Raw genomic sequence first — 18,151 nt, 5'->3', positions numbered from 1 at the left:
CATGACAGGAGTCGAATACCGGGGGATAGCATCAGTTGACGGCCCCATAATTATTGTAAACCGCAGGGAAGATGTTTCTTTCGGGGAAATCACCGCTGTACGGGATAACAGCGGGAAAATCCGGACCGGACGGATTATCGATATGTCTGAAAAATACTGTGTTGTCCAGATTTTCGGTTCCACTTCCGGACTGAGTCTGGAAGAAACAACGGTTGAATTTCTCGAAACACCGATGGAATTGCGGGTTTCCGAAGGATTGATGGGCCGTATATTTAACGGACTCGGAAAACCGATTGACGGCTACCCTGAAATATATGCTTCAAAAAAGGTAAATGTTAACGGTTATCCGATTAATCCCTATGCCCGCATTTATCCGCGCGATTTTATCCAAACCGGAATTTCTTCCATTGACGGAATGAATACCCTGATCCGGGGCCAGAAACTCCCGGTTTTTTCCGGAAACGGACTTCCGCACAACAAAATTACCGCCCAGATTATCCGGCAGGCAAAAATTCTGTCCGCCGATGAAGAATTTGTTATGGTGTTTGCCGGAATGGGGATAAAATATGATGTCGCGCGTTTTTTCATAGATACCTTTGAAAAATCAGGCGTTCTCTCCCGGGTCGCCATGTTCCTTTCCCTTGCTGATGCTCCTTCAATTGAGCGTATTATTACGCCGAGGTGCGCCCTGACAACCGCGGAATATCTCGCCTATGAAAAAGGCAAGCATGTTCTTGTTGTAATGACCGATATGACCAACTATTGTGAGGCGCTTCGGGAAATTTCCACAACCCGCGGTGAGGTCCCCGGGCGGAAAGGTTATCCGGGGTATCTGTATTCAGATCTTGCGGAATTATACGAACGGGCCGGAAAAATAAAGGGGTCAACAGGATCAATAACCCAGATTCCGATCCTGACCATGCCCAATGATGATATTTCCCATCCGATACCTGATCTTACCGGATATATTACTGAAGGACAGATTGTTCTTGACCGGGAACTCTTTCAGAAAGGCGTGTATCCTCCGGTTGCCGGACTGCCGAGCCTTTCCCGTCTTATGAAGGACGGAATAGGTCCGGGCATGACAAGGGAAGATCATAAAAATGTTTCCGAACAGCTGTTTTCATCATATTCCAAGGTAAAAAGCATCAGAAACCTTGCCGCAATAATAGGCGAAGAAGAACTCTCTGATGCGGACCGCCAGTATCTCAAATTTGGGGAACAGTTTGAGCATAGGTTCCTTTCTCAGGGTGAGTTTGAAAACCGTTCAATAGATGAAACGCTTGATATTGGCTGGAGGCTTCTGTCTCTTCTTCCCCGGGGTGAACTGTACCGGATCAAACCTGAATTTTTTGAAAAATATATGCAGCCTGCCCTGGATAAAAAACCGGCTGATAGGGATTTATAAATATGGCACAGGTTAATATTGCTCCGACAAAATCAAACCTTCTCGCAGTCAAAGAGCAGCTTGCCATAGCAAAAGACGGCTATGAATTGCTGGAACAGAAACGTGAAATTCTGGTCATGGAACTCATGCAGATGGTTGAAAAAGTGAAGCTGCTGGAAAATGATATCGAAAAACAGATAAACAAAAGCTATCCGACCCTCAAGCGTATGTATATGTCTGTCGGACGGGACCGTGTCGAGCAGCTTGCGCGGGCTGTTTCCTATGATTTTAATTTTACTGAAAAACGGGTTATTCTCGCGGGAATGACCTTTTCAAGCATCAGCGTTGAACTTCCGAAACCGCATCTTTCCTGGTCTTATCTGAATTCATTTGCAGATTGTGATAAAGTCATGGTAGAATTCTTCGAACTGCTCCGGCTGCTTACAGAGATGGCTTCAATACGGACCATTGTCTGGCGTCTCGCCCGTGAAGTAAAAAAAACACAGCGGCGGGTAAACGCGCTTGACAAGCAGGTTATACCGCAGGCGCAGGAAGCAAAAGTGTATATTGAAAGCGTACTTGAAGAACGGGAACGGGAAAATATTTTTGTTCTTAAAGCACTCAAATCCAAAAACGGAGGCATGCTATAATGATTAAGCCCCTTTTTCAGAACGTTCTTGTATTGGTAAACGGCACTGAGGCTTCAATCAATGCGGTAAGATATGCGATCCTGATGGCAAAGTTATACCGTTGCCGTGTTTATGCCGTATATGTCGTTGACACAGCTACCATAAAACAGCTCACGCTCAACCGAATCTTCATTGAAGAAGAGGGAACGGCATATGAGCAAAGCCTTGATGAAAACGGACGCCATTATCTTTCATATATCAGTGAATTGGGCAAAGAAAAAGGCGTAACAATAGAAACCGAGCTTCGTTATGGAGCTGTCTGGTCGGAAATTGTCGCAAGCGCGGAAGAAAAAAAAGCCGACGCCATTCTGCTTGGCGGTTATGATAAAACAATGACGGACCAGAAAGATATGCTTTCATCAACATACCGTTTTATATTAATGAATGCGCGCTGTTCCGTATTAATGGTTAAGGAAAAGATGATAGAACAGCTGTACAAGCTGGCTTAAAAAGCATGAACCGGGTAACATTTAGTACCTTTTCGGGGTTTTAATAAAAGGTAAATATATATAACAGTTTTTTCGGGGCAGGGGTGTCCCGAATCTGTGGAAATTTTTCAAAAGCTGATATTTTGAAAAAATCTCATTCATTTGCGGAGTAATAATGCGGATTGCACTTATATCATTCTGTCCGGCTAACGATAACAAATCAAAACGTATTGCTGAAAATCTTGTAAACAGCGCCCAGCGGCAGGGACATCAGGCCGAGCTGATAAGCGGATTACAGGATATGGAATATATGAAAATAACAATTTATGATTATATTACGGTGCTTATAAAACCTGCGGGGCTTTTCGGGGGAACTGTTCCTCCCCGCGTTTCCGAGTTTTTTTCGTCGTCAGGAAGCGTTGCCGGTAAAAAGGGGGCCGCTCTTGTCATAAAAAGCGGATTCTCAACTGAAAAGACCTGCCGCAATCTTATGCGTGTTATGGAAAAAGAAGGGGTAAAGCTCGATTATTTTGAAGTGATTAAGGATGCCGACCATGCCGCATATGTCGGTAAAAAACTGGGTTGAATACTATTGTGAATGACTGTTATCAGATCCTCGGAGTGACCTCCTCGGCGTCCGCCGCTGAAATAAAACGGGCGTTCAGGATACGGGCAAAGGAAATTCATCCTGATATTCCCGAAAATACAAAACTTTCTTCCAACAGTGACGCCCGCATGCGTGAACTTATTCATGCTTACAAAACCTTATCCGATTCCGAACAGCGCGCCGAATTTGACGTACTGTATACCAAATTCAGGAAAACCCGTAAAGCCTCGGATAGTGATGACAGGTTTGATTACCGGCTGTGGTTAATGAACCGGGACGATAAAGAGAGCCGGGCAAAGCTTATTTTTTTTGATCTGCTTCATGATTTGGAAGAAGAGGCAGTCCAGGAATTTCAAAAACAGCGTAAAAGCCAGTCGGGATTTATTCTTTCGCAGTATTTTGACCGTGAAGATTTTATGGACTGTGGTTTTATTCTGGCTGAAGAACTTGCCCTGCGCGCAGATTATTATGAAGCTTTTCTGCTCCTTGCGGAAATTATTTTTCTTGAACAGAAAAAGCCGTATTTCAGGCATTTTTTTCCTGAAGTACTGATTTTTACCCGGGATATAATTAAAAACAAACTGCTGCATACTATTTCCGATGAGCTTATGCTTGATAGCCTCGAGACCGCCCTCGAGCTTCAGCTCGGAAAAAAAGATGATGCGTATATTCTCAAATTAATGGCCGGCTGCTATGAAAGAATAGGCGATAAGTATACGGCGAGACTTTGCCTTGCAAAAGCTATGGAACTTGATCCCGCGCTGAGCGGTGTCCGTACCCTGCGCCGCCGCCTGGAGGTTTAAAATGATCCGCATAAAAAATGAAAAACAGATTGATGGAATAAGAAAATCCTGCAAAGCCCTTGCCCGGCTTTACCAGGCACTGATACCGAGGGTTCGTGAAGGAATTTCAACTGGTGAGCTTGATAAATTCTGTGTTGATTTTATCAAATCAATCGGCGGAATTCCCGCGTGGTATTCTCAGAATTTCCCCGGGGCTGCCTGCATTTCCGTAAATGATGAGGTGATTCATGGCATTCCCTCCGCTAAACGTATCATTAAAAATGGCGATTTTGTTTCTATTGATATAGGCATAGATCTCGGCGGATACATCAGTGATTCCGCGGTAACCGTACCGGTTGGTCCTGTTTCACCGGAAAAACAGAAACTTCTTTCCGTTACAGCAGACTGCCTCAAGGCCGGAATTGAAGCCTGCAGGGCCGGAAACCGTATCAGTGATATTTCCCGCGCAGTGTTTGATATCGCCGATGCCGCCGGTTTCGGCGTTGTCCATGAATACTGCGGCCACGGCGTCGGGTTAAAGGTCCATGAAGACCCCCAGATTCCGAATGTTCCTTCACGTGGCGGTCCGAACCCAAGAATCGTTCCCGGGATGGTCCTGGCCATAGAGCCTATGATAAATATGGGAACAGGCGACGTGGATCTGCTTGATGATGACTGGACTGTTGTAACCGCTGACGGAAGTGTTTCCTGCCACATGGAACATACTGTCGCGGTATTTCCCGATCATACGGAAGTCCTCACAGTCCTGAATCCGGGTGAAGCATAAGCCGGATTCATATTCGGGAAGACAGACCGGTTTTATCTTTTTGTAAATATAAATAATAGTTATATTCTGTAACTTATTTTTGTTTTTTTATTATTTTATATATACAGAGCCTCTTTCAAAATTAACCGAGTTTTGAAAGAGGCTCTGTATAAACAGTATTTTTGATCCGGCAGATTGTCCGGAATTCATACATATGGCTTCCGGTACTATATTTTCCGTCTGCTGTATAATTTGGACCATAAAATCTGTTTTATTTTGACATTACCTACTATTACATTTTACAGTTTTTCAGGAGGAGTCGGATGAGTTCAATTACAAAAAAAACGAAAAATGCCCTTTTAATTGCGGCAGGGGCACTTTTATGTTTTTCCCTGGGCGTTTTTGTCTGCCTGAGTGTACCGGGCACAGCTCAAACCGCCTATGCGGATACAATAGTGACCCCAACGGTTTCTGAGGAATCCATTGCGTTTCTAGAACAAATGCAGAATGCAAACCGTTCTGTCGCAACTGCGATTCTTCCTGCAGTAGTAACCCTTGATGTTGTTGAAATGCGGACCGTTCAGAATAATCCGTTCAGGGATTTTCCATGGTTCTTTTTTGGCAATCCCCGCGGCGAGAAGGACGGGGAAAGCGATTCCAATAAACGCGAATACAGAACTGAAGGTCTGGGATCCGGTGTAATTGTCCGGAAAGCAGGAAAAACATATTATGTTTTGACAAACCAGCACGTGGCCGGGGCCGCAAATGAAATCTACATCCGTATGCATGACGGACGCGAATACACTGGCAAGTTGGTCGGCGCTGATGAACGGAAGGATATAGCTCTTGTATCTTTTGAATCGGATGATTCTTCCATTCCTGTTGCGCGCATGGGCGATTCGGACACTGTCCAGCCAGGCGACATTGTATTTGCCGTCGGTTCTCCTCTCGGATATGTTTCATCCCTTACTCAGGGAGTTGTCAGCGCGGTAGGACGCAGCGGCGGTCCGAACAATAACATTAATGATTTTATTCAGACCGATGCAGCGATAAATCAGGGAAATTCCGGCGGTCCCCTGGTAAATATTTACGGGGAAATAGTCGGGATCAATTCATGGATAGCCTCCTCTTCCGGCGGTTCCCAAGGTCTGGGTTTTTCAATTCCGATTAATAATGTCAAAAAAGCTGTTGATGATTTTATTTCCGGCGGGAAAGTCAAGTACGGCTGGCTTGGCGTATCGCTTATGAACGCCGACAAAGAAACGCTTACCGCTCTTGGCGTAGCCGATAATAAAAAGGCCGCGCTTGCCTCGCAGGTCTTTATTAATTCTCCGGCCGATAAGGGCGGAATCCTCCCGGGCGATCTGGTCATTGCAATGAATGACAAGGAAGTCCGGTCGGTTGATCAGCTCGTCCGCGATATCGGCGATCTGGCAAGCGGCAGTGTTGTGAAATTCCGTATTGTAAGAAACAAGAAGGAAATGGATGTCACTGTTACAATCGGTGAACGGGACGAAAAACAGGTAGCGGATTCAAGCAAGTTATGGCCCGGGTTTATTCCCTACCAGATAACAAAAGATATCACAGACAGACTCAAACTGGACGCCAACCAGAAAGGTGTTGTAGTTGCGAATGTCCAGGCAAAAAGCCCCGCCGCTGTCATGGGCCTGCAGTCGGGCGATATTATTACAGCTGTAAACGGTAAGCCGGTCGCGGATATCGCTGATTTTTATAATAAACTTTCGGACAAGACAGCCAGGGAATTCTGGTTTGATGTGCTTCGGGACGGACATACCGTGTCAACAATGAGGTATAAAAAATAAGGCGCGGAATGCCTGCAATAATGTAATTTGATAAAAAGCCTGCTCCGCAAACGTGAAGTTTCCGGAACAGGCTTTTTTATTCTAAAACAGCGCAGGATCCGTGAAACTTATTCCTGCGGAAAAAACGGACTCTGCCGCGCCGTTAACTGTCGGATGTCTTTGAGATCAGAACTTTATCAATACGGTGACCGTCCATATCAACAATTTCGCAGATATAATCTCCTGCCGTTATTCTGTCGCCGGTTTTGGGAATGCTTCCCCTGACCGAAAGAAGATAGCCCGCGAGAGTATAATATTCATTGCCCGAATTCGGCGCCGCGGGGAGGGTAATGGCTTCAGGCAGTTCATCCATGCGCACCTGTCCGCTTACCAGCCAGCTCCCGTCTTCACGCTGGAAAATATCCGGATCGCCTTCCGAAGTATCATCGGATATGTCTTCCAGAATTTCCGTAACAAGGCCGTTCTTTGTTACAAGACCTTCAATACCGCCGTACTCGTCAATAATAAATACCAGCGAAGATTCTGTATTGGCAATAACGCCAAGAGTTTTAACTATGCTTACTGTTTCCGGTAAATATACCGGTTTTTTTACCAGTTTTTTCAGCCCGGGCCATTCAGACTCAAGAAGAGATGCGAGAAAATCCCTCGCGCTTAACACCCCGAGTACTGAATCAATCGTACCGGAACAGACCGGAAAATACGCAATTTCCCGGTTTTCCGTAATAATCGGGGTGATTTCTTCTTTCTTTTTTGACGCGTCTATCCAGATGATATCCGGCCGGTGAACCATACAGGACCCTATTTTCCGGTATGCCGGCAAAAAGATTCCTTCGACCGTTTCTACCCCTGATTCTTTGTTTTTTTTGTGAAATGCACACATATCAGTGTTCTCCGTCAATTTGATCACTGCCAGGAAATGGAAAAAATAAAATACTCTATATGAATAATATATAATATATTTGCCGGTTTGTCAGCGATATGCTTTTCCCTCTGTTGTTTATTGACAGTCAATTCAGGTTAGTCCGCAAAAGCTTAAACTGTCTGTATAAAATAACGGGGATTTCAGTTTTATAAAAACAAGTAAAAATACAAAAAATATGTATAAATATGCACTCGCCCCTAGAATAAAATTTTCTTATAAGATATTATTCAGATTCATCGGGCGCTGTTTTTTGTATTGCCCGTAAGAGGGACATATGCTGGTAATGAAATTTGGCGGTACTTCTATGGGAAATGCCGCAAGGATGATGAATTCTGCTGATATAATCTGTAAAAGATCAGAAAATAACCGTTTGGGAGTTATAGTTTCGGCGGTGGGTGGAATTTCAAACCGTCTTCAGGAAAGTATTCAACTCTCGCAGGCGTTTTTTTCTGCCGGTCCGGAGAGTCCTGTCCTGACCCGTTCCCAGGCGGGAACCTTTGTCAATACCGGCGAAATTGTCCAATCGGTTAAACAGGTCCATGATGATATTATTTCCGATTTGCAGTCAGTGCTTCCGGAATTCGACGCCTCTTCCGTTCAGGCTGTTCTCCAGGAATATTATCAGGAGTATGGCCGTCTGTTAGCGGCTGTTGCGGCCTTTGGAGAATGTCCGGATACGGTCGAATGCCGCATTATGGGACTTGGCGAACAGCTCTGTGTGCCTGTTTTTGCGGAAGTTCTCCGGCGCCGCGGTGAAGATGTCGAAGTTCTGGACAGCAGAAAATATATTGTCACGGAAGGATTGCTGAGGGAAGGCGATCCGGTTATTGATAAAATTGAGGAAAACTTTTCCCCTCTACGAAATGAAGGCGCTCATATACTCCTTGCGCCGGGCTTTATCAGCTCCGATGTTTCCGGTAAACCTTCGCTTTTGGGAAGAAACGGTTCCGATTTTTCAGCCGCGCTGATGGCTCTTGGCCTGGGAGCGGAAAAACTTGAAATATGGTCGGATGTTGACGGAATTTTTACCGCAGACCCCAGAATTGTTCCGGATGCCGTTTTAGTGAATGACATTTCCTATGAGGAAGCCATGGAACTTTCTTTTTTCGGTTCCAAGGTTTTGCATCCGAAAACTATTTCGCCTATCGCTGCCTGCGGAATTGAAACCTGGAGTCTCAACAGTTTTAATCCTGACGCCCGCGGCACACGGATTGCATCGGCAAATACCATTCCGCAGGATCCTCTCGCGGGCCCGGTCCGGGGCATAACCTGTCTGAAAAATACCGCTCTCATAAGCGTATCGGGAAGCGGGCTGAGAGGAAAAAAGGGGACGGCAGCAAGGCTTTTCAGCGCGGTGAGCAGGTCCGGCGCGTCCATTCTTCTGATAACCCAATCCAGTTCTGAATATACCATCAGTTTTTGTGTCCGGGCTTCGGAAGCAAAAGATGTAAAGCATGCGCTTCAAAATGAGTTTGCGCTCGAAATCAGGGAAAACCTTATAAACCAGATTTCAATAATGAAGGATATGGCAATTGTATCAATTGTCGGCGACGGGATGCGGCAGCGGAAGGGCGTAGCCGGGACTTTTTTTTCCGCGCTTGCCTTCGGCGGCATTAATATTCAGGCAATTGCCCAGGGTTCATCCGAACGGTCAATAAGTACGGTTGTGGCCGAGGAAGACGGCGATAAGGCTGTCCGGATCACGCACCGGTATTTTTTCAAAACCATGCAGACTATCGAAGCCTTTCTTTTCGGTGTCGGTACTGTGGGGTCGAAGCTTCTTGACCAGATCCATAATCAGCAGCAGGAACTGAAAAAAAACCATATTGATCTGCAGGTATGGGGAATCGCGGATTCACATAAAATGGTAATCGCCAAATCCGGAATCAGTCTTGAAAAATGGAAAGACCTTTTGAGCCGTTCTGATGAACAGACATCGGTTGATGTTCTGCTTGATTTCGTCAGGGCAGAAAAACCCCTCAATCCTGTATTTATAGACTGTTCGGCGGCATTTACCCTGCCGGAACGGTATTCCGATATTTTCGCGGCCGGCATGAACATAGCGACGCCGAATAAGCTGGCCAATGCCTCCTCAATGGATTTTTACCGTTCAATCCGTACGGCCATGGTTATAAACAGAAAGCAGTTCCTGTATGAAACCAATGTCGGCGCGGGCCTCCCTATTATCAACACCTTCCGGAATATGATTCACTCAGGCGATTCCCTTATTAAATTTTCGGGAATCATGTCAGGTTCAATGTCTTATATTTTCGGCAGGCTTGAGGAGGGCGCGCTCTTTTCCCAGGCTGTTCTGGAAGCCCGGGAAAAAGGTTTTACCGAACCCGATCCGCGGGATGATCTTCTGGGCATGGATATTACACGGAAAACGCTTATTCTTGCCCGTGAAGCGGGTTATTCCCTTGAACTCGAAGACATAAAAGTTACCTCCATATTTCCTGAAAATTTTGACATATCAGGATCTCCTGCGGAATTTATGGGGCGGCTTTCTTCTGTTGATTCATACTTTTCCGCATGGATAGATAATCTGAAAAATGAGGGAACAAAACTCCGTTACGTTGCTACCATTTCCGAAACCGGGGAGGCCAGTCCGCAGATATGGGCAGGCCCCATGCCGGTTGCATTGGGCGATCCTCTCGCGCAGATTGGCGGCGGCGAAAACGCTTATGTTTTCACTACAAAATATTATTCCCCAATTCCATTGGTAATACACGGATATGGCGCAGGAGCTGATGTTACTGCGGCAGGCATTCTCGCAGATATATTAAGGACAGCAGTATGGTAATAGTTCTGGAAAAAAATATACGGGAAGATGATAAACAACGTATAAGGTCTTTTCTTGAGAAGAATTCACTCAGGGTAAATGAAATTACCGGAGATGAAGAAACAATTTTCGGCGCGGTTGGGCATGTCAGTATTGATCCCCGCGAAGTGGAAGTACTTGTTGGAGTTCAGCGCGTAATTCCCATTTCAAAACCGTATAAAATGGCTTCCCGGGAGTACAAACGGGATAATACGGTTATTGACATACGGGGAGTTAAAATCGGCGGAAACCGGCTCGCGGTAATTGCGGGTCCCTGTGCGGTTGAGTCCCGGGAACAGATGATGGAAATCGCCGCGAAAATTTCGGATTCGGGTGCCGTGATGCTCCGGGGCGGCGCGTATAAACCCCGTACCAGCCCTTATGCTTTTCAGGGACTGGGTAAAGAAGGGCTGCGCTATCTCCGTGAAGCCGGAGATGCATACGGTCTTCCGGTTGTAACGGAAATTGTTTCTGCTGAAAATATTCCTGTGATGGAAGACTATGTTGATGTTTATCAGATTGGCGCCCGTAATATGCAGAACTTTGAACTTCTGAAAAAGGTCGCTGTTCTTGGGAAGCCGGTTATGCTGAAGCGCGGCATTTCGGCCACCATTGAAGAGTGGCTTATGGCGGCCGAATATCTTCTCGCGGGCGGAACAAATGACGTAATCCTTTGCGAACGGGGTATCAGGACCTATGAAAAGGCAACACGCAATACCCTTGACCTTTCAGCGATACCGATTCTGCGTTCCCTTACGCATCTTCCTATTATTGTTGATCCGAGTCATGCAGTCGGGATCCGGGACAAAATACCCCTATGGCTCTTGCATCGGTTGCGGCCGGCGCAGATGGTCTTATTGTTGAAGTCCATAATTGTCCCGACAAGGCCCTTTCCGACGGCGCACAGTCCCTGTATCCCGAGCAGTTTGAAAAAATGATGAGGGATATAGATGTTCTCGCTCCCGTAATAGGGAAGTCTGTTTCACACAGGACTTTCAATACTGAAAAAGCGGGAAAAACTCAGTCTCACTCCGGCGAGTCTCTTGCCTTTGATTATACATCCCCGCTAGCGGAATATGTCAACACCCATAGTCCCGTTGTCTGCGCTTACTCGGGCGGAAACGGCGCCTATGCCGAACAGGCCATACAGCATTATTTCGGAAAGACCGTCACGCCCCTCGCCGAACATAATTTCCGCGGCGTAATGGATGCTGTTATCAGCGGCCGGGCTTCCCTGGGTATGCTTCCCATTGAAAACAGTCTGGCCGGATCAGTCTATGAAAATTATGATAACCTTGCCCGGTATGAAGATATTGAAGTAGTCGGAACATTCACCATGAGAATTGAACACTCGCTTTTGTCCGTAAAAGGTTCGAGTCCTGATAAAATAACGGCAGTATATTCACATCCGCAGGGTCTTGCGCAATGCAGCGATTTCCTTGCCGGATACCCTGACTGGGAGCGTATTGAAACTGACTCAACTTCAAGCGCAGCCCAAATGGTTGCCGAATCCGGCGATAAAAGCCGGGCCGCAATCGCAAGCGGGGCAACCGCTCCGATTTATCACCTTGAAATACTGAAATCGGGAATAGAATCCAATCCCCGGAATTATACGCGGTTTGTTATTATAGCCCGCACCGGAGAAATTGTTGCGTCCGCGCCCAATACAGCCAGCGTTATCTTTTCAACAGCAAATGAACCTGGGTCGCTTTACCGTGTTCTCGGGCTTTTCGCAAAATATGGATTGAATCTTACGAAGCTTGAATCCCGTCCTGTTCCCGGTGAACCCTGGCAGTACCGCTTTTATGCGAACCTTACCCTGCCGGAAGGCGTCGGTTCCAGCGTAGTTGCCGCCGAACGGATCCGGAGCGCAATAGCTGAAATGAAAGACAAAAACAGGGCGGGCAACAGTATTCTTGATGTGCGTGTACTGGGCCTGTATTCCGTAAAAGAGTAACAGAGCTGTTCAGCACAGCAGTAAAAACCGGAGAAGTGTCAGGACTGAAATTTCTCCGGAACTGCATCTCCCGGTCCTGCAAAAACCTTCTGCCGTAAAACGGAGATATGACGGTAACTGATAATTGAAAATATATTTTTTATACGCAGTTCACGGACCGGAAATCCGGTCCGGCAAAGCGCTGTTTCTATTCAATCTGGTTTCCGGTAAAATCCTCACACGGGGTATCCGAATTTGAAAACCGGGCGGCTTCCGGCCCCGCACTTCTGCAGGAAGGAAGGTCTACTTCCTTCATCGCTGAACCACAGCAGAAAGGCACGGGTTCGCCGGCATCCTGTATAACGCTTCTTTTGCAGATACCGCATTGATATGCTTTTTCCATATTTACCCCTTTGTTTTTTCGCTTGCACGCAAATATCAAGTATGTCGAGCTTCTTTCAAAACCCGGTTAGTTTTGAAATCGCCTCTGTCTATATAAAATATATACATATTTGTCCCGTCCGGCAATTTCAGTAATCAACCATAAGCGCGGAGTTTAATGAAATAGTAAAATAACAAGGAAAAGCAGAATGTTTCCGCTTTTCAGTATGTATCCGGGGCACTCTGAGAAGAATGTTCTGTTACGGGAAAAACTGTTTCCGGTCAATAAATATTTACAAAAAGCGTATTCAAGGCCTTGTCATACGTATATTCGCTGTTTACAGGATAGCCGCCTGCGTCAAGAGTGAATTTTGGTTTTGTCGTATAGATTTCTTCAGTTGCCTCCGCGTCTTTTGCAAGGACAAGCGGTTCCGGATCCATATACCCGCCCGCGGATACCGTAACAGTCCCGTTAAAGGAATTATTGATCTGCAGGATTATAGGATCTGTTTTGGAAAACACAACTGAATCATCATTCGGATAGGTTATGCTGGTCCAGGGCGGATTGCTCACATGATAAGTTACGGTATTAGAACTCGCGGAATAAAACCCGGTTTGCCCGGGGCCAGCGTTTTTACGCTGTCATCGGAATAATTGTTTAACCGGAAATCGATGGAATAAGGAGAACTGTTTGTTACCTTTATTTCAGCAAGCTCCCTGGCGCAGGAAAGCATGCATAATGAAAAAACCGCTATGAAAAAAGGCATTATTTTTTTCATCTCTTACTCCTTTGACACTGATTATAATTTATATGCTGTCCGGATTCAATCCCCCGGTGAAAATCCTGTCATTCACGATAAAAATCACCGTATTTGTTCCCAAAAGAATTAAAAAGGCTATATTGGAATAGAAGAAACAAAAATCTCCGGAACCAGGGCCAACTGTGAATGAAATCATCACATTTCAGCCTGTATCCGGGCTATATTCCAGATTACAATAGTAAAGGAAGCGAAGATGGGGGAAGCTATTCTGAAAAATATTGCGCTTGAAGAGGTTCTGTCTCTTTCAGATCAGGTACGGATTATGCCGGGGCAGATAGTAAGCAAAACGCTGGTACAGAACCGTCAGGTGAGTATTACACTTTTTGCCTTTGCCGGCGGGGAAGAGATAAGTTCCCACGAATCTGACGGCGATGCAATGGTCTGCGTTCTGGAGGGAACGGGAAAATTTACTGTCGATGGAACTGATTTTACCGTAAACGCGGGCGAAACGCTGATTATGCCGGCGGGAAAACCTCATGCTGTATATGGGCAGGAAGCTTTTAAAATGATGCTGACTGTAGTTTTTCCGCTTTCATAACTGGATGCCGGAAAAGCAAGTCCTGAAAAAACCAGGCGCATATTCACTTTCATGAAGAAAAAAATTCTATACGGTTTATTTCTTTTATTTCTGTCATCTATGCTTACCGCGGAAGACGTATTCAAAGAGGACTTTCCCGGTGATTTTTCCCTGAATTTTTTTCTCAGCTACAATTTTGCACGCTTTTCACATGATGAAATAGAGGATACAGCCTTTTACTCAAATCGCCCCCTCGACATAGGTATTGGTTTCGGGTATAAAAAACTTTCACTGAAATTATCTATTAATATTCCTTTTACGCATAATCTGAACTTTGCAAAATCAGAATCAATTGTCGGGCAGCTGCACTATTATGGTGAGAAAATGCATATTGAATTTTCACTGAAGAATTATCTGGGTATGCATCCGTCCCGTAACTCCTCTTCCTCCAGGGAAATAGATTTACAGCTTTTAACGGCCGGGGTTTTCAGTCAGTATATTTTTAACCATAGAGCCCATTCCCTGCGGGCCGCATACAGTTTAAATGAAAGGCAGAAAAAATCTTCGGGCAGTTTTCTTGTGGGCGGCAGTGTTTTTTACGCGTCCGTTCTTTCACAGGACGCGGCAATTGAAACCTACAGCGAAAGAAAACAGTTTATTCATTTCGGTCCGAATGCCGGCTATTCATATTCATGGATTTTCGGGAAAGATTTCTTTCTTAATGCTTTTTTTTCACTTGGCCTTCATACCGAGCTGGAACTGGGTTCGAACACGGTCTATTTTTCTCCGGCAGTGTTTCCAAGTCTTTCCTTCGGGTACCATCAGGAAAAATGGTCAGTCGCTCTTTCCGCGACATCCAGCCTTTTACTGTTCAGAACCGACGGGGACATTCATGATATGCTGCTGACCTGCACCGCGAGGCTGGTATTCGTAAAGCGGTTTTAGCAAAAACAGCTTTTGCGGCAAAAAAAAGGGGCTGTCTGGAAGACAGCCCTTCAAGCGGAATTGTAATAACCATGCTCTATTCAGGCGAGCATGTCCACTTTACTGCCCAGCATAGAATCAATATTTGAAACCACTGTATCCAACATTTTGACTAATGCGGCTCCCTGATCCCTTGCTCCGTCCATTGTCATCTTCTGCACACGAACAACAACTTCATGCTGTACGTTTCGCAGAGACAAATTGGCAGAAAGTGAATATATATCCATAGTCTAAGTATATAACCGGAATGTACAGAAGTCAAGAAAAATCTGCAAATTTATGTAAAATTGACATTTTGGGGCGCAAAATATCAGGATTTTCCCGCCGGGTAAAAAGTTCGCCCTGATACCCCAGCTGGCGGCGTTGTCGCCTGAATGAATATTTTTCCATATGCCCTTCGGTTTACCGGACTTTCTGTACAATGGATTCGCCCTCCTGTTTTGCAATCAGGTTCGCAATATGCCCGCATACCCGTAAAAAACATGCAGGAATCATTTTCTTCATTATATATGTGTATTGCAGTATGGTATTCTCCGTCAGGCTGGGGATTTGTAATGCCTTCAGTCAGGGCTGGACAGATAAAAACATCCTGAACCGCTTTCCCTTCAAGAATCCGGGAAAAATGCCATTCTCTCTGAACGCGGCGTTCCTTTTCCGTGCTGTAAAACCGGTTACCCTATAAGTCCGAATTCGGCCGCAATTCTGATGGCGTCCGCGCGGTTTATGGCCCCCATCTTATTGTAAATACTTTTCACATGCGTTTTAACGGTCCCTGATGATATTCCGTAAAAAGACGCTATCTGGTCCTGGGTCAGGCCGTTTGCCAGTTCCTGCAATACCTGTGATTCACGTTTTGATAAACTGATGTTTTGGGAATTATTGTGTGTCTTATTTTCGTGTTTATATGTCTTTACCATGGTCTGGTAGAGCCGTGAAAATGAAAAGGCCTTGCGGTATATGAGATCCAGCCAATCGGCATCGAAGCTGTGGCGTTCATCTTTTCGCGCGATTTCCACCAGTGACCGCATATAGCCGCCGCTTTCAATAAACGGAGCGATGATCCCGTTCTGATGGGATATATCATAGGCTTTCCTGAATGAATCCATGGACAGATCATTTTTGTCCAGCTTTGAATACGCAACTGCGCGCATTATATGCGCAGTGAGAATACCGTTCCATATTCCCTTTTTGCGGCACATGTTTTCCAGCGGATCAAGAAAGGCAATCAGTTCATTGAATTTTTCCGCCGCCAGCAGATATTGGGCATGCATTATGCTGCTCGCTCCGCTGGTCAGAGGCGGCTGCCGCGGGTTATTGTATTCAGTAAATATCCAGCTGGAAACCTTGCTCAGATCCCTCATTTTTACATATATCCAGTTCCGGCTGCTTTCCCTCATGTCAAAGAGGGGCGTAAGATTTTTTTCCGTAATATAATCGCAGATAAACGTTATATGTTCGGTCGCTTCCTTAAAGTCTCCCCGCATAAACGCAGTCTGCGCGAGCAGACTCCGGGCAAGACAGATAATGTCATGCTGGTCATTTTCCTGCGCACGGTAAATCGCCTGATAGGCTTTCTGTTTTGCCGCGTTTAAATCGAAAACCATATATGAAGCTCCAGCGGAATACAGGTAGTCTTGTCCGCGTCCGGCCCCATTCATTACATGTTCCATATAGGGGACGGCCTCAAAAAAGCGGCTTCCATCCGCTGGAGGGCGCCCGGTTCGCTGTCCGGGAGCAGATAGGGGAAGGCCTCTCCTATAATCATCTGGTTTTTTTTCTGTATGAGGCTTCCTGCGGGCAGATGTTTCGCGGCGTTTTTATAATGGTCAACAAAGTCTGTGGTATTACGCAGAAAGGAAATTGCCGCAAGCATAATATATACTTCACCCAGAACAGCATCGGGTTCGTCAGGTTTTTCATTTTTTATGCGTTCTTCAAGTGACAGCAGCATCCGTTCAGCGGTATTAACTTCCATAATATTATGAAAAAGAGAAGCTTTCAGATATTCGGCAATGGGATGGGAACGGAGAAAATCGGCGGGAAGAAGACTCAAATGTTCAAGCAGAAAATCTGCAAGACTGATTTGCATAAGGGCTTTCGGAATGGCAATAACAGCCTGAAGCATTTCATCAAATCTGCCGCAGTTACCATAACATTTGACTGCATCAAGATATTGGGAATGTTTATAATACCAGTCGCCTGCTATGGAATAAACCTCTTTAATTTCTTCCTCATCAAGCATATATTGTTTGCGGGACAAAAAATCATTATACAGCGAGTAAAAATAATAAACGTCATATCTTGGGTCATATTCAATAAACAGGTTTGCTTCAAGCATGGTATCCACGGCGGATTTTTCACATTCACTGATAAGATGCAGCATCTCATAGGGGACTGAACGCAATAGGGTCATCCTGATAAGAAGTTTTTGCAGTTTTTTTTCATACACCGAAAAGTATTCTTTTTCAAACAGATTGTAGGCAATCGACATATCAATGTGAAAAGGATCCTCATGAATATGAGGCTTCATTTTCATATGCTGCATCAGTAAATAGAGGCCCAGCGGCCAGCCGGCGACATAACGGTCTATTTTTTCAAGCATTTCCCCGGGCAGCTGAATTTTGTTTTTTTCAAAAAGCTCGGCCGTTTCTTCGGCCGTAAAGCGCAGGGATTCCGCAGTCAGCTGATATACGCTTCCTCCTCCCTTAATGCACGCCAGCCCCAGATCGGTTTTTACACTGCTGATAATAATAAAACAGAAGTTTTCCAGGTTTATCTGCGCCGTAAATTCAAAAAAGTGTTTTATTTCCTGATCATATATAAGACTGAAGTCATCAACGACCCAGATAAGAGGTTCGCTATTATACAGGTTGGATGCCAGAATCCGTAAAAAAATAATATACGTTGCCGCTGTGTCCGGGTATCCGATGTCTTTGATTTGCGCAGCGAGGTCCGGATCCGCCGCATTTACAGACCGCAAAAAATTCTCCCAGAAGTGCTGGGGAATATTATCCATGGAACTCAGGTGCAGCCACAGTACTTTTTTCTTTTTCTGTGTAAATAATGATACCGCCTGCGTTTTGCCATAGCCCGGTGCAGCGATGACTGTAACCATGGAATGCCTGATTCCTTCTTCAAGGAGTGCATTAATACGGGCTCTGTCAATCAATGACTCCGACGGGATTTTTTCCAGCCCGGCCGATAACGGCCTCTTGTTTATGGGTTGTGCTGCACATATTTATCGAAAATTATAGCAGTTTTTTTAAAAAAAGTCGATCTTTATCTCC

The 18,151-nt window shown here is 45.4% G+C and carries 20 protein-coding genes; 12 read left to right on the top strand and 8 right to left on the bottom strand.

What is annotated here, in order from left to right; all coding sequences use genetic code 11:
- Window position 1: 1 nt before the first annotated feature.
- From K7I13_RS03350 to K7I13_RS03320, 7 genes are all read left to right on the top strand, one after another.
- Window positions 2-1,408, top strand: a complete 1,407-nt coding sequence (locus K7I13_RS03350) for a V-type ATP synthase subunit B (RefSeq protein WP_255947921.1) — start codon at window positions 2-4, stop codon at window positions 1,406-1,408.
- A gap of 2 nt (window positions 1,409-1,410) precedes the next feature.
- Window positions 1,411-2,037 (top strand): V-type ATP synthase subunit D, encoded by a 627-nt coding sequence (locus tag K7I13_RS03345; protein ID WP_255947919.1) that lies wholly within the window; start codon window positions 1,411-1,413, stop codon window positions 2,035-2,037.
- Window positions 2,037-2,525 carry a universal stress protein gene (locus tag K7I13_RS03340; protein ID WP_255947917.1) on the top strand — a complete coding sequence of 163 codons (489 nt, stop codon included), beginning with the start codon at window positions 2,037-2,039 and terminating at the stop codon, window positions 2,523-2,525. Before K7I13_RS03345 ends, K7I13_RS03340 begins: the two co-directional genes overlap by 1 nt.
- Before the next feature lie 154 nt (window positions 2,526-2,679).
- On the top strand, window positions 2,680-3,090 hold the full coding sequence (locus tag K7I13_RS03335) for a hypothetical protein (protein WP_255947916.1): 411 nt from the start codon (window positions 2,680-2,682) through the stop codon (window positions 3,088-3,090).
- A gap of 8 nt (window positions 3,091-3,098) precedes the next feature.
- Entirely contained in the window at window positions 3,099-3,914 is an 816-nt protein-coding gene (locus tag K7I13_RS03330; RefSeq protein WP_255947915.1) for a J domain-containing protein, read from the top strand.
- A 1-nt stretch (window position 3,915) separates the two neighbouring features.
- Window positions 3,916-4,680 carry a type I methionyl aminopeptidase gene (map, locus tag K7I13_RS03325; protein ID WP_255947914.1) on the top strand — a complete coding sequence of 255 codons (765 nt, stop codon included), beginning with the start codon at window positions 3,916-3,918 and terminating at the stop codon, window positions 4,678-4,680.
- A gap of 302 nt (window positions 4,681-4,982) precedes the next feature.
- Window positions 4,983-6,482, top strand: coding sequence for a Do family serine endopeptidase (locus tag K7I13_RS03320; RefSeq protein WP_255947913.1), 1,500 nt, complete (start codon window positions 4,983-4,985; stop codon window positions 6,480-6,482).
- A gap of 142 nt (window positions 6,483-6,624) precedes the next feature.
- Here the strand turns inward: K7I13_RS03320 and K7I13_RS03315 are convergent, their stop codons facing one another.
- The gene (locus K7I13_RS03315; RefSeq protein ID WP_255947912.1) at window positions 6,625-7,362 is read right to left on the bottom strand and encodes a transporter associated domain-containing protein; all 738 of its coding nucleotides are present in this window, start codon (window positions 7,360-7,362) and stop codon (window positions 6,625-6,627) included.
- A 316-nt stretch (window positions 7,363-7,678) separates the two neighbouring features.
- Here K7I13_RS03315 and thrA point away from each other — a divergent pair, with 316 nt between their 5' ends.
- Genes thrA through K7I13_RS03300 form a run of 3 tightly spaced genes read left to right on the top strand, consistent with a single transcriptional unit; the run spans window position 7,679 to window position 12,182 of the window.
- Complete coding sequence (gene thrA / locus K7I13_RS03310) at window positions 7,679-10,207, top strand: bifunctional aspartate kinase/homoserine dehydrogenase I (RefSeq protein WP_255947911.1); 2,529 nt, start codon at window positions 7,679-7,681, stop codon at window positions 10,205-10,207.
- A complete protein-coding gene (gene aroF, locus K7I13_RS03305) occupies window positions 10,201-11,163 on the top strand; it encodes a 3-deoxy-7-phosphoheptulonate synthase (protein ID WP_255947910.1) in 963 nt (320 codons plus the stop codon). Before thrA ends, aroF begins: the two co-directional genes overlap by 7 nt.
- Complete coding sequence (locus K7I13_RS03300) at window positions 11,082-12,182, top strand: prephenate dehydratase (RefSeq protein ID WP_369413721.1); 1,101 nt, start codon at window positions 11,082-11,084, stop codon at window positions 12,180-12,182. Before aroF ends, K7I13_RS03300 begins: the two co-directional genes overlap by 82 nt.
- Window positions 12,183-12,369: 187 nt before the next feature.
- On the opposite strand, the gene K7I13_RS03295 is transcribed toward K7I13_RS03300, so the two are convergent.
- The 3 genes from K7I13_RS03295 to K7I13_RS03285 all read right to left on the bottom strand — a co-directional run bounded on the left by K7I13_RS03295 (window position 12,370) and on the right by K7I13_RS03285 (window position 13,321).
- Entirely contained in the window at window positions 12,370-12,564 is a 195-nt protein-coding gene (locus K7I13_RS03295) for a hypothetical protein (RefSeq protein ID WP_255947909.1), read from the bottom strand.
- A 260-nt stretch (window positions 12,565-12,824) separates the two neighbouring features.
- Window positions 12,825-13,115 carry a hypothetical protein gene (locus tag K7I13_RS03290; RefSeq protein ID WP_255947908.1) on the bottom strand — a complete coding sequence of 97 codons (291 nt, stop codon included), beginning with the start codon at window positions 13,113-13,115 and terminating at the stop codon, window positions 12,825-12,827.
- An 8-nt stretch (window positions 13,116-13,123) separates the two neighbouring features.
- The gene (locus K7I13_RS03285; protein ID WP_255947907.1) at window positions 13,124-13,321 is read right to left on the bottom strand and encodes a hypothetical protein; all 198 of its coding nucleotides are present in this window, start codon (window positions 13,319-13,321) and stop codon (window positions 13,124-13,126) included.
- Window positions 13,322-13,556: 235 nt separating this feature from the next.
- On the opposite strand from K7I13_RS03285, the gene K7I13_RS03280 reads away from it, so the two are divergent.
- Together K7I13_RS03280 and K7I13_RS03275 are read left to right on the top strand one after the other, a co-directional pair.
- Window positions 13,557-13,901: a cupin domain-containing protein gene (locus K7I13_RS03280; protein WP_255947906.1), complete on the top strand. Its 345-nt coding sequence runs from the start codon at window positions 13,557-13,559 to the stop codon at window positions 13,899-13,901.
- 51 nt (window positions 13,902-13,952) lie between these two features.
- Entirely contained in the window at window positions 13,953-14,825 is an 873-nt protein-coding gene (locus K7I13_RS03275; protein ID WP_255947904.1) for a DUF4421 family protein, read from the top strand.
- Between the two features lie 80 nt (window positions 14,826-14,905).
- Here K7I13_RS03275 and K7I13_RS15550 read toward each other — a convergent pair whose 3' ends face one another.
- From K7I13_RS15550 to K7I13_RS03260, 4 genes are all read right to left on the bottom strand, one after another.
- Window positions 14,906-15,091: a YjfB family protein gene (locus K7I13_RS15550; protein WP_369413692.1), complete on the bottom strand. Its 186-nt coding sequence runs from the start codon at window positions 15,089-15,091 to the stop codon at window positions 14,906-14,908.
- Window positions 15,092-15,122: 31 nt separating this feature from the next.
- On the bottom strand, window positions 15,123-15,254 hold the full coding sequence (locus tag K7I13_RS03270) for a hypothetical protein (RefSeq protein ID WP_255947902.1): 132 nt from the start codon (window positions 15,252-15,254) through the stop codon (window positions 15,123-15,125).
- A 281-nt stretch (window positions 15,255-15,535) separates the two neighbouring features.
- Window positions 15,536-16,534: a helix-turn-helix transcriptional regulator gene (locus K7I13_RS03265; RefSeq protein ID WP_255947900.1), complete on the bottom strand. Its 999-nt coding sequence runs from the start codon at window positions 16,532-16,534 to the stop codon at window positions 15,536-15,538.
- The gene (locus K7I13_RS03260) at window positions 16,522-18,033 is read right to left on the bottom strand and encodes a MalT transcriptional regulator family protein (RefSeq protein WP_255947898.1); all 1,512 of its coding nucleotides are present in this window, start codon (window positions 18,031-18,033) and stop codon (window positions 16,522-16,524) included. The genes K7I13_RS03265 and K7I13_RS03260 overlap by 13 nt, the downstream gene beginning before the upstream one ends.
- Between the last annotated feature and the right edge of the window lie 118 nt (window positions 18,034-18,151).

This window comes from Brucepastera parasyntrophica (genome assembly GCF_022376835.1).
In the GTDB taxonomy this organism is placed as follows: domain Bacteria; phylum Spirochaetota; class Spirochaetia; order Treponematales; family Treponemataceae; genus Brucepastera; species Brucepastera parasyntrophica.
This window is presented reverse-complemented; position numbering and strand designations above follow the sequence as displayed.

What these genes read in the sequence shown, in the direction of transcription:
- K7I13_RS03350 (WP_255947921.1), top strand. Translation starts at nt 2, where the DNA reads ATGACAGGAGTCGAATACCGGGGGATAGCATCAGTTGACGGCCCCATA.
- K7I13_RS03345 (WP_255947919.1), top strand. Translation starts at nt 1,411, where the DNA reads ATGGCACAGGTTAATATTGCTCCGACAAAATCAAACCTTCTCGCAGTC.
- K7I13_RS03340 (WP_255947917.1), top strand. Translation starts at nt 2,037, where the DNA reads ATGATTAAGCCCCTTTTTCAGAACGTTCTTGTATTGGTAAACGGCACT.
- K7I13_RS03335 (WP_255947916.1), top strand. Translation starts at nt 2,680, where the DNA reads ATGCGGATTGCACTTATATCATTCTGTCCGGCTAACGATAACAAATCA.
- map (WP_255947914.1), top strand. Translation starts at nt 3,916, where the DNA reads ATGATCCGCATAAAAAATGAAAAACAGATTGATGGAATAAGAAAATCC.
- K7I13_RS03320 (WP_255947913.1), top strand. Translation starts at nt 4,983, where the DNA reads ATGAGTTCAATTACAAAAAAAACGAAAAATGCCCTTTTAATTGCGGCA.
- K7I13_RS03315 (WP_255947912.1), bottom strand. Translation starts at nt 7,362, where the DNA reads ATGTGTGCATTTCACAAAAAAAACAAAGAATCAGGGGTAGAAACGGTC.
- thrA (WP_255947911.1), top strand. Translation starts at nt 7,679, where the DNA reads ATGCTGGTAATGAAATTTGGCGGTACTTCTATGGGAAATGCCGCAAGG.
- aroF (WP_255947910.1), top strand. Translation starts at nt 10,201, where the DNA reads ATGGTAATAGTTCTGGAAAAAAATATACGGGAAGATGATAAACAACGT.
- K7I13_RS03295 (WP_255947909.1), bottom strand. Translation starts at nt 12,564, where the DNA reads ATGGAAAAAGCATATCAATGCGGTATCTGCAAAAGAAGCGTTATACAG.
- K7I13_RS03285 (WP_255947907.1), bottom strand. Translation starts at nt 13,321, where the DNA reads ATGAAAAAAATAATGCCTTTTTTCATAGCGGTTTTTTCATTATGCATG.
- K7I13_RS03280 (WP_255947906.1), top strand. Translation starts at nt 13,557, where the DNA reads ATGGGGGAAGCTATTCTGAAAAATATTGCGCTTGAAGAGGTTCTGTCT.
- K7I13_RS03275 (WP_255947904.1), top strand. Translation starts at nt 13,953, where the DNA reads ATGAAGAAAAAAATTCTATACGGTTTATTTCTTTTATTTCTGTCATCT.
- K7I13_RS15550 (WP_369413692.1), bottom strand. Translation starts at nt 15,091, where the DNA reads ATGGATATATATTCACTTTCTGCCAATTTGTCTCTGCGAAACGTACAG.
- K7I13_RS03270 (WP_255947902.1), bottom strand. Translation starts at nt 15,254, where the DNA reads ATGGAAAAATATTCATTCAGGCGACAACGCCGCCAGCTGGGGTATCAG.
- K7I13_RS03265 (WP_255947900.1), bottom strand. Translation starts at nt 16,534, where the DNA reads ATGGAACATGTAATGAATGGGGCCGGACGCGGACAAGACTACCTGTAT.